Annotated in this window: 14 protein-coding genes; 6 read left to right on the forward strand and 8 right to left on the reverse strand. The window is 73.3% G+C overall.

Annotation, left to right across the window (positions count from 1 at the left end; all coding sequences use genetic code 11):
* Window positions 1–1,106, reverse strand: a 1,106-nt coding sequence (locus tag HUW36_RS13790; RefSeq protein WP_174528528.1) for an AAA family ATPase, incomplete at its 3' end; no start/stop codon positions are given.
* A 219-nt stretch (window positions 1,107–1,325) separates the two neighbouring features.
* On the opposite strand from HUW36_RS13790, the gene HUW36_RS13795 reads away from it, so the two are divergent.
* Window positions 1,326–1,850, forward strand: a complete 525-nt coding sequence (locus HUW36_RS13795) for an RICIN domain-containing protein (RefSeq protein ID WP_174528529.1) — start codon at window positions 1,326–1,328, stop codon at window positions 1,848–1,850.
* Between the two features lie 50 nt (window positions 1,851–1,900).
* Here HUW36_RS13795 and HUW36_RS13800 read toward each other — a convergent pair whose 3' ends face one another.
* Both HUW36_RS13800 and HUW36_RS13805 read right to left on the reverse strand, forming a co-directional pair.
* On the reverse strand, window positions 1,901–4,078 hold the full coding sequence (locus HUW36_RS13800; RefSeq protein WP_174528530.1) for a carbohydrate-binding module family 20 domain-containing protein: 2,178 nt from the start codon (window positions 4,076–4,078) through the stop codon (window positions 1,901–1,903).
* A gap of 271 nt (window positions 4,079–4,349) precedes the next feature.
* Window positions 4,350–5,039: a hypothetical protein gene (locus tag HUW36_RS13805; RefSeq protein WP_174528531.1), complete on the reverse strand. Its 690-nt coding sequence runs from the start codon at window positions 5,037–5,039 to the stop codon at window positions 4,350–4,352.
* A 134-nt stretch (window positions 5,040–5,173) separates the two neighbouring features.
* Here HUW36_RS13805 and HUW36_RS13810 point away from each other — a divergent pair, with 134 nt between their 5' ends.
* Window positions 5,174–6,337 carry a sensor histidine kinase gene (locus tag HUW36_RS13810; protein ID WP_174528532.1) on the forward strand — a complete coding sequence of 388 codons (1,164 nt, stop codon included), beginning with the start codon at window positions 5,174–5,176 and terminating at the stop codon, window positions 6,335–6,337.
* Window positions 6,334–7,023, forward strand: coding sequence for a response regulator (locus HUW36_RS13815; protein ID WP_425487235.1), 690 nt, complete (start codon window positions 6,334–6,336; stop codon window positions 7,021–7,023). Before HUW36_RS13810 ends, HUW36_RS13815 begins: the two co-directional genes overlap by 4 nt.
* A gap of 14 nt (window positions 7,024–7,037) precedes the next feature.
* On the opposite strand, the gene HUW36_RS13820 is transcribed toward HUW36_RS13815, so the two are convergent.
* The gene (locus HUW36_RS13820) at window positions 7,038–7,337 is read right to left on the reverse strand and encodes a hypothetical protein (protein ID WP_217428808.1); all 300 of its coding nucleotides are present in this window, start codon (window positions 7,335–7,337) and stop codon (window positions 7,038–7,040) included.
* Window positions 7,338–7,381: 44 nt separating this feature from the next.
* A complete protein-coding gene (locus tag HUW36_RS13825; protein ID WP_174528534.1) occupies window positions 7,382–7,552 on the reverse strand; it encodes a hypothetical protein in 171 nt (56 codons plus the stop codon).
* A gap of 97 nt (window positions 7,553–7,649) precedes the next feature.
* Between HUW36_RS13825 and HUW36_RS13830 the strand changes: the two genes are divergently transcribed.
* Window positions 7,650–8,279 (forward strand): TetR family transcriptional regulator, encoded by a 630-nt coding sequence (locus tag HUW36_RS13830; RefSeq protein ID WP_174528535.1) that lies wholly within the window; start codon window positions 7,650–7,652, stop codon window positions 8,277–8,279.
* 84 nt (window positions 8,280–8,363) lie between these two features.
* On the opposite strand, the gene katG is transcribed toward HUW36_RS13830, so the two are convergent.
* The 3 genes from katG to HUW36_RS13845 form a co-directional block, all read right to left on the reverse strand.
* A complete protein-coding gene (katG, locus tag HUW36_RS13835) occupies window positions 8,364–10,640 on the reverse strand; it encodes a catalase/peroxidase HPI (protein ID WP_174528536.1) in 2,277 nt (758 codons plus the stop codon).
* Between the two features lie 26 nt (window positions 10,641–10,666).
* Window positions 10,667–11,095, reverse strand: coding sequence for a Fur family transcriptional regulator (locus tag HUW36_RS13840; RefSeq protein ID WP_174528537.1), 429 nt, complete (start codon window positions 11,093–11,095; stop codon window positions 10,667–10,669).
* A gap of 121 nt (window positions 11,096–11,216) precedes the next feature.
* Window positions 11,217–12,218, reverse strand: a complete 1,002-nt coding sequence (locus tag HUW36_RS13845; protein WP_174528538.1) for a glycoside hydrolase family 11 protein — start codon at window positions 12,216–12,218, stop codon at window positions 11,217–11,219.
* A gap of 320 nt (window positions 12,219–12,538) precedes the next feature.
* On the opposite strand from HUW36_RS13845, the gene HUW36_RS13850 reads away from it, so the two are divergent.
* Window positions 12,539–12,844 (forward strand): hypothetical protein, encoded by a 306-nt coding sequence (locus HUW36_RS13850; protein ID WP_174528539.1) that lies wholly within the window; start codon window positions 12,539–12,541, stop codon window positions 12,842–12,844.
* Window positions 12,841–13,151, forward strand: a 311-nt coding sequence (locus tag HUW36_RS13855) for a hypothetical protein (protein WP_217428810.1), incomplete at its 3' end; no start/stop codon positions are given. The genes HUW36_RS13850 and HUW36_RS13855, both read left to right, overlap by 4 nt.

Below are 13,151 nucleotides of genomic sequence, written 5' to 3' on the forward strand. Positions count from 1 at the left end.
AGGTGCCAGGCCCGGCGGTCGGCCGCGTCGGGGCCGGTCAGCACCGAGGCGATCGCCAGGTGCGCCGACCGGCGTCGCCCGGGTCCGGCCGCGGTGTGCACCGCCGCCCGCACCAGGGGGTGGCGGAACGTCACCTCCCGGGCGGTGACCCGGATCAGGCCGGCGTCGACAGCTCGGTCGAGCGCGTCCAGGCCCAGCCCGTCCACCGCCAGCACCTGGTCCAGCAGCGCCGGACCGGTGGTCTCGGCCACGGCGCAGACGACCAGGGCACGCCACGTCGTCTCGGGCAGGTCGCGGGCGTGCGCCAGGACGCTCGTCCGGATCCGGTCGGCCAGCACCAGCGGTTGCTCCAGCGGCAGCCAGCCGTGCCGGCGCTCCTCGGCCAGCGTCACCGGCAACTCGACCAGGGCGAGCGGGTTGCCGGCGGTGGCGACCGCCAGTTCGGTGGCGACCCGCCGGTCCAGCCCCGCGCGCATGGCGAGCCGCACGGCGGCCTCCGGCTCCAGACCGGCCAGCGGCAGCTCCGGCACGCCGCGCCCGTCGAAGCCGGGCACGTCGCGGCTGGCGAAGACGATCGCGACCCGGTCCGCGAGCAGCCGCCGCGCGGTGAACAGCAACGCCTCGGCCGAGGCCGGGTCGATCCAGTGCGCGTCGTCCACCAGGCAGAGCACGGGCGTCGCCTCGGCGGCCGTGGTGAGCAGGGTCAGCGTCGCCACGTACGCGGCCAGCCGGTTGACCGGGCGGGACCCGCCGTCGACGGCGAACACGGTACGCAGCGCGTCGGCCTGCTGCGCCGGCAGGTCGTCCAGCCGGTCGAGCAGCGGGCGGGCGAGTTCGTGCAGCGCGGAGAAGGGCAGGTCCGCCTCGAACGGCACGCCGGTGGCGCGCAGCACCCGCATCCCGTCGGCCCGCTCGGCGCAGTGGTCCAGCAGGGCCGTCTTGCCGACGCCCGCCGCGCCCCGGACGACAAGCGCTCCCCCGCGACCGTCGCGGGCGTCGGTCAGCAGACCGGCCAGGCGTCGGCACTCGTCGGCCCGCCCGAGGAGGCCCTCCCACCCGTCCCGGGCCGTGCCGTCGGCGAGAGCCGGAACCGGAGCACCACCCATGGACGCACGCTAACCGCTTGTCGGTTCCGGACCGGTGGGGCCGACGCGAACCCGACATCACGCGCCCGGACCCGCGTCGACTAGGAGGTTCCCGGATCCGGACCGGTGCCGCGCTCCCTAGCGTCGGCACCAGCCGGATCCGAGGCACGCAGCGGGATCGCCCGGGAGCGGCCCGGTCCGGCGACGGAAGAAGGGTCCGATCCGATGGGAGACGCAACGATGATCAGGAGCAGAGTGGGCGGGGCGGTGGCGGCGAGCCTGCTGGCCGCCGGGCTGGGGGCGGCGGCGCTCGGGCAGCCGGCGCAGGCGGCCGGCGGCCACTACACCATCGTCAACTACGGCAGCGGGAAGTGCCTGGAGGTGGACCGGTACGGCGCCCCGTCGTCGCTGGGCGGGCTCGTCGTGCAGCGGACCTGCGACGGGCAGGCGGTGCAGCGCTGGTCGCCGGTGGGCCAGAGCACCTACACGTTCGTCAACCAGTCCAGCGGCATGTGCCTCGACGTCCGCAACGGGGTGAACGCCGACGGCACGCCGGTGCAGCAGTGGGCCTGCACCGGGACGAGCAGCATGAAGTGGACGGTCAACCCGAACTCGTTCAGCGGTGTGCACCAGGTCAGGTCGCAGGTCGGCGGCCGGTGCCTGGACGTGCGGGGCGGCTCCTCCGCCGACGGCGCGACCGTCCAGATCTACCACTGCACCGGGTTCGGCAACCCGGCCCAGGTCTGGTCGTTCGTGCCGGCGTGACCGGCGGGCGCGGCCCGTCCCCGGGGTCGGGGACGGGCCGCCGTCGGCGCTCAGCGCCAGGTGTCGGTGGCGGTGCGCGTGCCGCCGGCCGGGGTGGTGAACGTCCGGTTCGCACCGGACTCCCAGGTCACCGAACCGTCCGGGTTCTTCTTCACGTACTTGTACTCGACCGCCGTGTCCGGGGGCAGCGCGACGGTCGCCCGCCACACCGGGTACGTGGCCGGGGAGAGCGGGACCGCCGCGCCCGGGTTCCAGCCGCCCAGCGCCGGGACGTTGCCGACGACGAAGACGTTCTGGCCGTACACGGTGGTGGCGGTGACGGCGAACGTGGCGGCGACGGTCGAGGTGACGGTGTCACCGCGGAACCTCTCGGTCACCGCGTACGTGCCGGCGGCCGGCGTGGTGAGGGTCCGGTTCGCGCCGGACTCCCAGGTGACCGCTCCGCCGGTGGTCATCTTCACGAACTTGTACTCCACCGTGGACGAGCGGGGCAGGTCGACGGTGGCGCGGTAGCTGCCGTCGCCCTGCGCAGCCAGTCTCACGGCGTTCGCCGGGGACCACGAGCCCAGCTCGGGGACGCTGCCGACGACGTACACGTCCTGGCCGGCGGCCGGCGTCGCGGCGACGGTGAACGTGGTGGCGACCCGGTCGGTGGGGTTGCCGGTCGGCGACGTGGTCGGCGAGGCGGTCGGCGACGGGTTCGTGCCCGGCCGGGCCCCGACATGGATCGCGACGGCGTCGTTGGCCGGGACGGTCACGGTGGCCCGGCCGCCGGAGACGGTCACCGTGCCGCCGGTGCAGCCGGTGGCGGTGGCGACGCCCGAGATGACGTCGCAGTAGCGGCCGTCGGCCAGCCCGGTGGCGAAGGTGGCGGTGGTGGCGGAACCGGAGTCGTTGATGCCGATCCACGCCCGGTCGCCCCGGTGGAAGCCGATCACGTTGCTGGTCACCGTGGTGAAGTCGGAGACGGTCCTCACCGGGCGGGCCGCGTTCGCCCAGCCGACCATGCCCTTGATGCCGGTGGTGCGGCTCAGGCAGGTCCAGGCGGCGCCGCAGACCGTGTCGGTGACCCGGCCGGTGCCGTCGTGCGGCGGCGACTGGTTGCGGTTCGACCAGGTGAAGCTGTCGTAGACCGAGGGCTTGCCGTGCGGGTAGGCGAGCGCGAAGTAGTTGGCAAGCACGTAGTCGGTGCCGTTCTTGTAGGACAGCACCACCCCGTCGCGCTCCAGGTCGTGGTTGGTGACCATGGCGAAGACGTTGGCGCTCGGCGCGTCGAGGTTCCAGTTCGCCACGTTCGCCAGCGCGGCGACGGAGCCCTGGAACGCCGAGCGGATGCCCTTGGCGTACGCGAAGTCGAGCACGTCGCCGTTGCCGGTGAACGCCCGGGCCTGCAGCGCCGGGTTGCTGGCGCCGTCGAAGATCTCCTGGGCCACGTACGGGCGCCTGCCCTCGGCGAGGGTGTCGTCCAGCTTGCCGAGGATCGCGGCGAAGTCGTCCTTCCTGACGTGCTTGACCGCGTCGACCCGGAAGCCGTCGACGCCGAGCCCGATCAGGTCGTTCAGGTACGCGGCGATCCTGGTGCGGACCGCGTCCTTCTCGGTGTAGAGGTCGGACAGGGACAGCAGCTCGCAGCTGGTCACCTGGGCCTCGTTGTTCCAGTCGCTGATGCCGCCGCCGGTCGGGCAGTTGTCGCCCGGGCGGTGGAAGTCGCCGCTGCCGTAGGGCACGGCCGGGTAGCTGTAGCCGGAGAACTCGGTGCCGGCGTAGCCGCGCGTGCCGGCCGGGTTGTTGGTGCCGGCCATGTGGTTGACCACGGCGTCGACGTAGACCCGCACACCGGCGGCGTGGCAGGCGGCGACCATGGCGGCGAACTGCTGCCGGTTGCCGAACCGGCTGTCCAGCTTGTACGACACCGGCTGGTAGACCTCGTACCAGGGGTGCACGCCGTCGGGGCTGCTCGGCAGGCTGACCGACTCCTGCGGCGGCGCCACCTGCACCGCGCCGTACCCGGCGGGTCCGAGGTGGTCGGTGCAGGCGGCGGAGACCGAGGGCCAGTTCCATTGCCAGAGGTTGGCGGTCACCTCGCTGTCGTTGAGGACGGTGGCGGCGCGGGCGGGGGCGGCGGTGGTGGCAGCCGTGACGACCGCCGTGCCACCGGCCGCGACCAGCGCGGCGGCGAGCATCAGGCGGCCGGCACGGCCACGGGGGTGTGGCCTGGCGGATTCCATGGCAGGGGGACCTCTTCCGTGCTCGAAGGGGTGCGCGGAGCTGGACGGCCGTCCGGGTAGCGAACACGATGCGGGATCCATGAAAGTCTTTGCAATACCTTGCGGCAAAGTTTTCGAAACCGGCCGGCAACACCGGTGCCGCAACATCCGCCCCCACCAGGGACGATCCCTTATAGACGGACATCGGCGACGGAGGCAGCACTCCCACGGCGCGAGACGGCCGGCCCCTCGTCCTGGGAAGACTGGCCACGCCGAGCAAGAACTTCCAGGATCAGCGGTCGACCCGGCCGGCGCGACGCCACAGCGCGACGGCACCGACCACGTTGAGGACCACACCCCACAGCAGCGCCGCGGTCACCCACCGGGCCCACGCCGGCCCGTTTGGCTCCGCGCCGAGCACCGCCCGCAGGGCCCCGTACGGGGTGAGCCGGTCACGGACCGCGCCGAGCGGCGTGAACAGCGCGTACGCGCCCAGCGGCAGCACGATCGTGGCCACGCAGGCCCACCCCGGCCGGGCGACCAGCAGCCCCAGACCCGTGCCGACGAGTTGCGCGAGCACCTGCACCAGCACGCCGGCGACGGCGAGCCCGCCGGCGTGCGCCCACGGGTCGGGGGCGGTGGACCCGGAAGCGGCCAGCGCGGCGCCGCAGATCGCGTCGCCGGCCAGCCCCACGGCCACGGCGATCAGCGTCGCCGCGGCGAGCGTGGGCAGCACCCGCCGGCCGGGCGCGCGGCGCAGGTCGTTCGCGAGCAGGGCACCGACGAACGGCAGCGGGACGGAGACGAACGCGTGCACCGTTTCGGCGAACGTCGCGGCGGTGCGTTCGGCGGGCGGGAGCCCGGCCAGGAGCGCCGCGGCGGCGAGGACGCCGACCCCTGCCGTCACCACGAGAAGGACCCGGCGCCCCCGGGTCCCTACCGCACGCCGCAGCGCGCCGGTGATCGTCTCGTGCACGTCCACGTGGGCCTCCACCTCGTGAGTTCGACCCGACCGAGGATCGCCGCCGGACGTGCAGCCGCGCACGAGCCGGAGGATCCGGCCGCTCCCCTACTTTGGTAGGTGGCGTCGCCACCCGTACCGCCTAGGCTGCCGGCATGGCCGCCGCGCTGTTCGCCCTGCTCGTACCGGATCCGACGGGCGACCGGACGGCCGCGCGCCACCGCCTGGCCGACACCGTGGCGGTCACCGTGGCGCTGGCGTACGGCCTGACGATGCTGCGGATCGGCGACGCGACCGCGGCCGGCGCGGCGATCCCGTGGCCGGTCGACGTGCTGATCGGCGTGCTCTGCGCCGTTCCGCTGCTGCTCCGGCGGCGCCGGCCGGTGGCCGTCCTGGTCGCACTGCTGCCGTTCGGCGCGATCTCGGTGACCGCGACCGGGCCGGTCCTGGTCGCGCTGTTCACCGCGGCGGTCCGGCACCGGGCCCGGCTGCTGCTCGCCCTGGCCGCGGTGCACGTCGGCACCGGCGTGGTCTACTTCCTGCTCCAGCACGACCCGCCGTACCCGGTCTGGGTGGACGTCGTCCTCCGCGCGGTGACCGGCGCCGCGGCGATCGGCTGGGGTCAGTTCGTGCAGGCCTACCGGCGGCTGACCGAGTCGCTGCGCGCGCACGCCGCGCGGTTGCAGGCCGAGCAGCACCTGCGCGTGGACCAGGCGCGGCTGACCGAACGGGCCCGCATCGCCCGGGAGATGCACGACGTGCTGGCACACCGGATGTCGTTGATCAGCCTGCACGCGGGCGCGCTGGAGGTGCGCACCGACGCCCGACCCGACGAGATCGCGATCGCGGCCGGCGCGATCCGGTCCAGCGCCCACGAGGCCCTCGAGGAACTGCGGGCCGTGGTCGGCGTCGCGGACCGGCCGGAGCCGCCGCAGCCCGGCTTCGCCGACGTGCCGGACCTGGTGGCGAGCGCCCGCGAGGCGGGGATGCGGGTCGAGTACGCCGACGAGGTGACGGGCGACGAACCGCCGACGGTGTTGGGACGGACGGTCTACCGGATCGCGCAGGAGGCGCTGACCAACGCCCGCCGGCACGGCAGCGACGCCAGCGCCGTGCTCCGGCTGACCGGCCGCCCGGGCGACGGACTGCGCATCGTGGTGGTCAATCCGTCCCCGCCGACGGGCGGACGCGCCGGCGGGCCGGGCGGGCGGGGACTGGTCGGCATCGGCGAGCGGGTGGCGCTGGCCGGCGGCCGGGTGAGCCACGGCACGGAGGGCGGGCGGTACCGGCTGGAGGTGTGGCTGCCGTGGCCGACGTGAGCGGACCGCCCGCCGGGTCGGAGCCCCGCCGGCGGCCGATCCGGCTGGCCGTGGTCGACGACGACCCGCTGGTCCGGGCCGGGCTGCGCATCCTGGTCGGCGGGTCGCCCGACATCGAGGTGGTCGCGGAGGCGGCCGACGGCGCGCAGGCCGTGTCGATGGCCCAGGCGCACTGGCCGGACGTGATCCTCATGGACGTCCGGATGCCCCGCCTCGACGGGCTGGTCGCCACCCGCCGGATCCGGTCCCGGCCGGGCGCACCGGAGATCATCGTGCTCACCACGTTCAACGCCGACGAGTACGTGCTCGACGCGCTCCGGGGCGGCGCGTGCGGCTTCCTGCTCAAGGACACCCCGCCGCGGGAGATCCTCGCCGCCGTCCGTACCGTCGCCGCGGGAGCGGCGATCCTGTCCCCCGCGGTCGTCCGTCGACTGATCGACCACGTCGCGGATCCGGTCGCGGGCAGCCGCCGGGCCCGCGCACGGGACCAGGTGGCCGCTCTCACCGAGCGGGAACGCGACGTGGCGGTGCGCGTCGGCCAGGGCCTGTCGAACGCCGAGATCGCCGCAACGCTGGGCCTGGGCGTGCCGACGGTGAAGGGGCACGTGTCGCGGCTGCTGGCCAAGCTGGGCCTGAACAACCGGGTGCAGATCGCCCTGGTCGTGCACGACGCCGAGCTGCTCTGAACGCCCGCGACCCCTCAGAACTGCCAGCTGAGCCCGTCGCCGCCGACGCGCACGGACAGCAGGACGGCCCAGACCAGCAGGTCGAGCACGCCCAGGGCGACGCCGAGGCGCCCACCGACGCGGCCGAACCGCCCGCCGGCGGGATCCCGCGCCGCCCGCCGGCCCAGCACGATGGCGATGGGGCCGAAGAGCAGGTTGAACACGAACAGGCCGGCGCCGCCCAGCATGAGGGCGGCCGAGGCGCGGCCGTCGAGGCGCGGCACGGTCCCGGCGGGCCGGGTGTCGATCGGCCGTTCCCGGCTGACGACGGACATGGTGTCTCCCTTCGCGCACGAGCGGGTTCGCCGGTGCGGCGGTGTCAGCCCTCGCGGGCGCGGCGTCGGGCCAGCAGGCCGCCGCCACGGGTCAGGACGCCGACGCCGGCCGCCACCGACGCGGCCGCGACCAGGCAGAGCAGCGGGCGGTCGGAGAACGCGGCGGTGCCGAGCGTGAGGGCGGCCAGCCAGAGCGCGGCCATCAGGGCGAGCATCGGGTTCGACCTCCACATCGGACGCGTGAACAGTTGTTCACTCAGTGCCCAGGCTAGGTGACCGGAAACGTCGGTGCACAGGTGTTTACTGGGTGACGTGTCCCATAGCCGATCCGCGCGCAAGGAACTCACCCGGCAGGCGCTGCTGGACGCCGCCGTGCGTCTGCTCGCCGACCAGGGCCTGAGCAGCCTCAGCCTGCGCGAGGTGACCCGGGCGGCGGGCATCGTGCCGGCCGCGTTCTACCGCCACTTCGCCGACATCGGCCAGCTCGGGGTCGCCCTGGTGGAGCAGTCCCTGGGCGGCACCCGGGACGCCGAGCGGATGGTCCGCATCGGACTCACCGGCAGCGACGAGCTGATCGAGCAGTCGATGGCCGTCCTCTTCGAGGAGGTCCGGCGACATCCGGAGCGGCACCGGTTCGTCGCCCGGGAGCGGTACGGCGGCGTGGCCGTGGTGCGCCGCGCGATCGAGGAGCAACTCCGGCGTGGCGCCGACGAACTCGCCGCCGACCTGGTCTCCGGCGGCCTGGACGCCGCCGCCTACCTGCGCGAGTGGCCGGCCGAGGATGTCCGGATGGCCACCACGCTCTTCGTCGACCACATGTGGCAGACCGCCGCCGCCCTGCTCGACGTGGTGGACGACCCGCGCGCCATGGCGGCCCTGCGCGAGCGCGCGACCCGGCAACTCCGACTCATCGTGGCCGGCTGCGAGCACTGGCGCGGTTGACCGCGCCCGGGTTCCGACCCGGGTACAGGCGAGCCCCGGTCGATCCGGGAGGGATCGACCGGGGCTCGTCGGACCGACGGCGGATCAGGCCAGGTCGAAGCGGTCCAGCTCCATGACCTTGGTCCACGCGGCGACGAAGTCGGTCACGAACTTCTCCCGCGCGTCGTCGCTGGCGTAGACCTCGGCGAGCGCCCGCAGCTGGGAGTTGGACCCGAAGATGAGGTCGACCGCGGTGGCGGTCCACTTCACCTGGTCGGTGGACAGGTCCCGGATCTCGTACACGTGCTCGTCGGTCTCCGACGCCTTCCACCGGGTGCCCGGGGAGAGCAGGTTGGCGAAGAAGTCGTTGGTCAACACGCCGGGCCGGTCGGTGAGCACGCCGTGCGACGAGCCGCCGACGTTGTTCCCGAGGGCCCGCAGACCGCCGACGAGGACGGTCATCTCCGGCGCGGTCAGGTCGAGCATGTACGCGCGGTCGACCAGCAGGACCTCCGGCTGGGTCTTCTCACCCGGCCGCAGGTAGTTGCGGAAACCGTCGGCGCGCGGCTCCATGACCCGGAACGACTCGACGTCGGTCTGCTCCTGGGTGGCGTCGGTGCGACCCGGCCGGAACGGCACGGTCACCTCGACGCCGGCGTCCCGCGCCGCCTTCTCGACCGCGGCCGAGCCGGCCAGCACGATCAGGTCGGCGAGCGAGATCTGCGCGCCGCCGGCGGCGTTGAACTCCTGCTGGATGCCCTCCAGCGCCGCCAGCACGGTGGCCAGCTGCTCCGGCTGGTTGACCTCCCAGTTGCGCTGCGGCTCCAGCCGGATCCGCGCGCCGTTGGCGCCACCGCGCTTGTCGGTGGAGCGGTAGCTCGCGGCCGACGCCCAGGCGGTGGAGACCAGCTGGGCGGTGGAGAGGCCGGAGTCGAGCACCTTGGCCTTGAGCGCGGCGACGTCGGCGTCACCGACCAGCGCGTGGTCGGCGGCCGGCACCGGGTCCTGCCAGAGCTGGGCCTCCGGGACCCACGGCCCGAGGAAGCGGCTGACCGGACCCATGTCGCGGTGCAGCAGCTTGTACCAGGCCTTGGCGAACGCCAGCGCGAACTCGTCCGGGTTCTCCAGGAAGCGCCGGGAGATCTTCTCGTACGCCGGGTCGACGCGCAGCGACAGGTCGGTCGTGAGCATCGTCGGCTTGTGCTTCTTCGACGGGTCGTGGGCGTCCGGGATGATCGCCTCGGCGTCCTTGGCGACCCACTGCTTCGCCCCGCCCGGGCTGGTGGTCAGCTCCCACTCGTAGCCGAAGAGGATCTCGAAGAACCGGTTGCTCCACTGCGTCGGCCGGTCGGTCCACGTCACCTCGAGACCGCTGGTGATCGTGTCCGCGCCCTTGCCGCTGCCGTGGGTGCTCAGCCAGCCCAGGCCCTGCGCCTCCAGCGGCGCGCCCTCGGGCTCCGGACCCACGTGGTCGTCGGCGACGCCCGCGCCGTGGGTCTTGCCGAACGTGTGGCCGCCGGCGATCAGCGCGACGGTCTCCTCGTCGTTCATCGCCATCCGGCGGAACGTCTCCCGGATGAAGTGCGCCGCGGCCAGCGGGTCGGCGTTGCCGCGCGGACCCTCCGGGTTGACGTAGATCAGGCCCATCTCGGTCGCGCCGACGCCGGGCGACATCTCCTTCTCGGAGGCGTAGCGCTCGTCGCCGAGCCAGGTGTCCTCCGGGCCCCAGAAGATCTCCTCGGGCTCCCAGACGTCCTCCCGGCCGAAGCCGAACCCGAACGTCTTGAAGCCCATCGACTCCAGGGCCACGTTGCCGGCCAGCACCAGCAGGTCGGCCCAGGAGATCTTCTGGCCGTACTTCTGCTTGACCGGCCAGAGCAGCCGGCGGGCCTTGTCCAGGTTGGCGTTGTCCGGCCAGCTGTTGAGCGGGGCGAAGCGCTGGCCGCCGTCACCGGCGCCACCGCGGCCGTCCTCGATGCGGTAGGTGCCCGCCGCGTGCCAGCTCATCCGGATCATCAGGCCGCCGTAGTGCCCGAAGTCGGCCGGCCACCAGTCCTGCGAGGTGGTGAGGACCTCGGTGATGTCGCGCTTGAGCGCCTCGACGTCGAGCTTGGCGAACTCCTTGGCGTAGCTGAAGTCCGGGCCCAGCGGGTTGCCCTTGTCGGAGTGGGCGTGCAGCACCGACAGATCGAGCTGGTTCGGCCACCAGTCCCGGTTGGTACGCGGACGACCGCCGGTCTTCGGGGTCGGCGAGTCGATCGCGGGGTTCTCGCTCTCGCTGCCGTGCGCGGTCACGGAGTCGTGCGCGACCGGGCAGCCGGCCGCCTCCTTGGCGTCCACGCCCTGGGCGCTGACGGGCGCGTTGTCCTGGGTGTCGCTCATCTGCTTCCTTCCGAACAACTGGCGGATCACTGGGCGGTACGGGTGGTCGCGCAACCGGGACAGGTGCCCCAGTAGACGACCTCCGCCTCGTCGACCACGAAGCCGTGGTCGTCCGAGGCGGTGAGACAGGGGGCGTCGCCGACGGCGCAGTCGACGTCGGCGATGGCGCCGCACGACCGGCACACGACGTGGTGGTGGTTGTCCCCCACCCGCATCTCGTAGCGGGCGGTGGCTCCGGCCGGCTGGATGCGCCGCACCAGCCCGGCGTCGGTGAGTGCCCGCAGCACGTCGTAGACCGCCTGGTGGGAGACCGTGGGCTGGCCCGTCCGGACCAGCGCGATCACGGTGTCGGTGTCGACGTGCGGGTGGTCCCGCAGCGCGGCGAGCACCGCCAGCCGGGGGCGGGTCACGCGCAACGAGACCGCCCGGAGCTGGGTCTCGAAGTCGGCCGTCACCCGACGAACACTAGTCCAGTCTTTCGGAATGAATCAAGTTTTTGCCCGGGTGTGTCCGCCGGCACACGCGCACGGGTGGGGACGCCGCGTCACCGCGGCGCCCCCACTGGAGAGGGCCGGCTCAGCCGGCCGAGCAGCTCGCCGTCGGCGTGTTGCTGTTGCCGTTCTTGTAGAGCGTGATGCCGAAGGTGTTGCCGTTGCCGTTCGGACGGGCGGTGAGCGTGCCGCTGGTGCCGCTGACCGAGGCGTTCCAGCTGTTCTGCAGGCTCTGGCCGCCCTGGGTCTGGATGCTGACCACCCAGTTGCTGGACCCGCTGACGGAGAAGGTGACGTTGAACCGGTCGCCCCACTCCTCGGCCCGGCTCACGCTGACCGTGCACCCGCCGCCGTTCGGCGGCGGGGTGGTCGGGTTGGACCCGCCGGAGCCGCCCACGGTGATGTTGGAGTTGCCGCTGCTCTGGTAGCCCTCGGTCGCCATGATCTGGTAGTCGTGGCTGCCGAGGTTCATGCCGTAGCGGGACCAGGCGTCGAAGTGGTTGCCCGCGGTGATCGTGCCGCCGACCCGCTTCGACTGCCGGACGCTCCAGTACTGGTAGAACGTGCGCGTGCCCTCGATGGAGGGCGCGTTGACCCGCTGGGTGCGGTAGATGTCGTAGGTGCCGCCGTCGGTGGAGACCGAGCCCATGTAGCCGCTGCCCGGGGGCCGCCAGCTGCCCCAGCTGTCGACGATGTAGTACTCGACGAGCGGGTTGCGGGTCCACCCGTAGAGCGTCAGGTAGGCGTTGCCGGACGGGTTGAAGCTGCCGGAGTAGGTGACGGTGCGGCGGGCGCCCGGGTTCCAGCCCTTGCCGGCGACGAAGTTGTTGATGCCGCTCCACTGGGTGCTGTACTGACCGCCGTTGCCCATGGTCATGGAGACGTTGCCACTGTCCTTCCAGAAGGAATAGAAGTAGCCGTTGTGCGTGCCTGTCGAGTTCGAGGTCACGGTCTGGTCGGCGTAGGCCGGGCCGGACAGGACCGCGGTCGTGCCGGCGGCGACCAGCGCCACGGCGCAGGCCCCGCCGAGAAGTGTCCTGAGGCGTCCGCGTCGGCGGCTGCCCGAGCGGACGGGGGCGTCGTTCATGGGCGTGTTCCCTCCCTGGGACGGCTGGCACGGGGGCCAGCGGGACGACACGGACCGCGCGGTGCGGGCGGACATCGACGGTCATAGAGGTACGTCGATGGCGTCAGTATTGAAGTCACCCGATCGGCGTGTCAACGACTTCCGGAAACGTTCTGGAAACACGAACCGGCGTTCATGAGGGGTGGGGTTCCCCCACACGGCAACGTCGAGCCGGACCCGACACCTGTGCGGAACCGAAACTTTCGCGCCCCTTCCGGTGCCGGTCGGGGGTGCGTGCGCCCGGTACCGTGAGCGGTCCGAGGCCACGGTGGGAGGTCGGGATGCCGGACGAACTGCTGCCCTACGCGGAGGTCACCGACCCCGGGTACGCGGAGCGGGCCGCGAGCACCTTCGCCGCGCGTCCGCACGGCCCGGCGGTGCTGCTGCACGGACCGTGTCCGCGCTGCGGCCACGCGACCACGAGCGCCCTGGTCGACGAGCTGTACCGGCGGGAGCCCGCGACGGCAGGACCGGATCACGGCTACCGGACGGTGCTGTGCGAGTGCGCCGCCGAGCACCCCGAGCGCCCCGCCGCGATGGTCGGCTGCGGCGCCTACTGGACGCTGGTGCTGGAGGACGAGGCGTGATCCGGCTCCGCCCCGGCCCGCCGGCGACCACGACCGACCTGCGCCGCGCCCAACAGCTGTCCGGCCTGTTGCGCGGCGAACTCGACCGGGTCCGCGGGGCCGCGCTGGCCTGGCGCAACGGCCTCGGCGGCCTGCTTGTCGCGCTGCTCGGCTTCGGTCTCGTCCGGGGCCGCACCGACGTCACCACGCTGCGGCCGGGCTGGGCAGCGGCGGTCGGGCTGCTGCTGCTCGGCGCCGTCGTCGTCGGCGCGGTCGGCGCCATGGCGTTGCTGCGCGCCGCACACGGCCGGCTCACCGTCACGCCGGT

This window comes from Micromonospora maritima (assembly GCF_902825405.1).
Lineage (GTDB): Bacteria > Actinomycetota > Actinomycetes > Mycobacteriales > Micromonosporaceae > Micromonospora > Micromonospora maritima.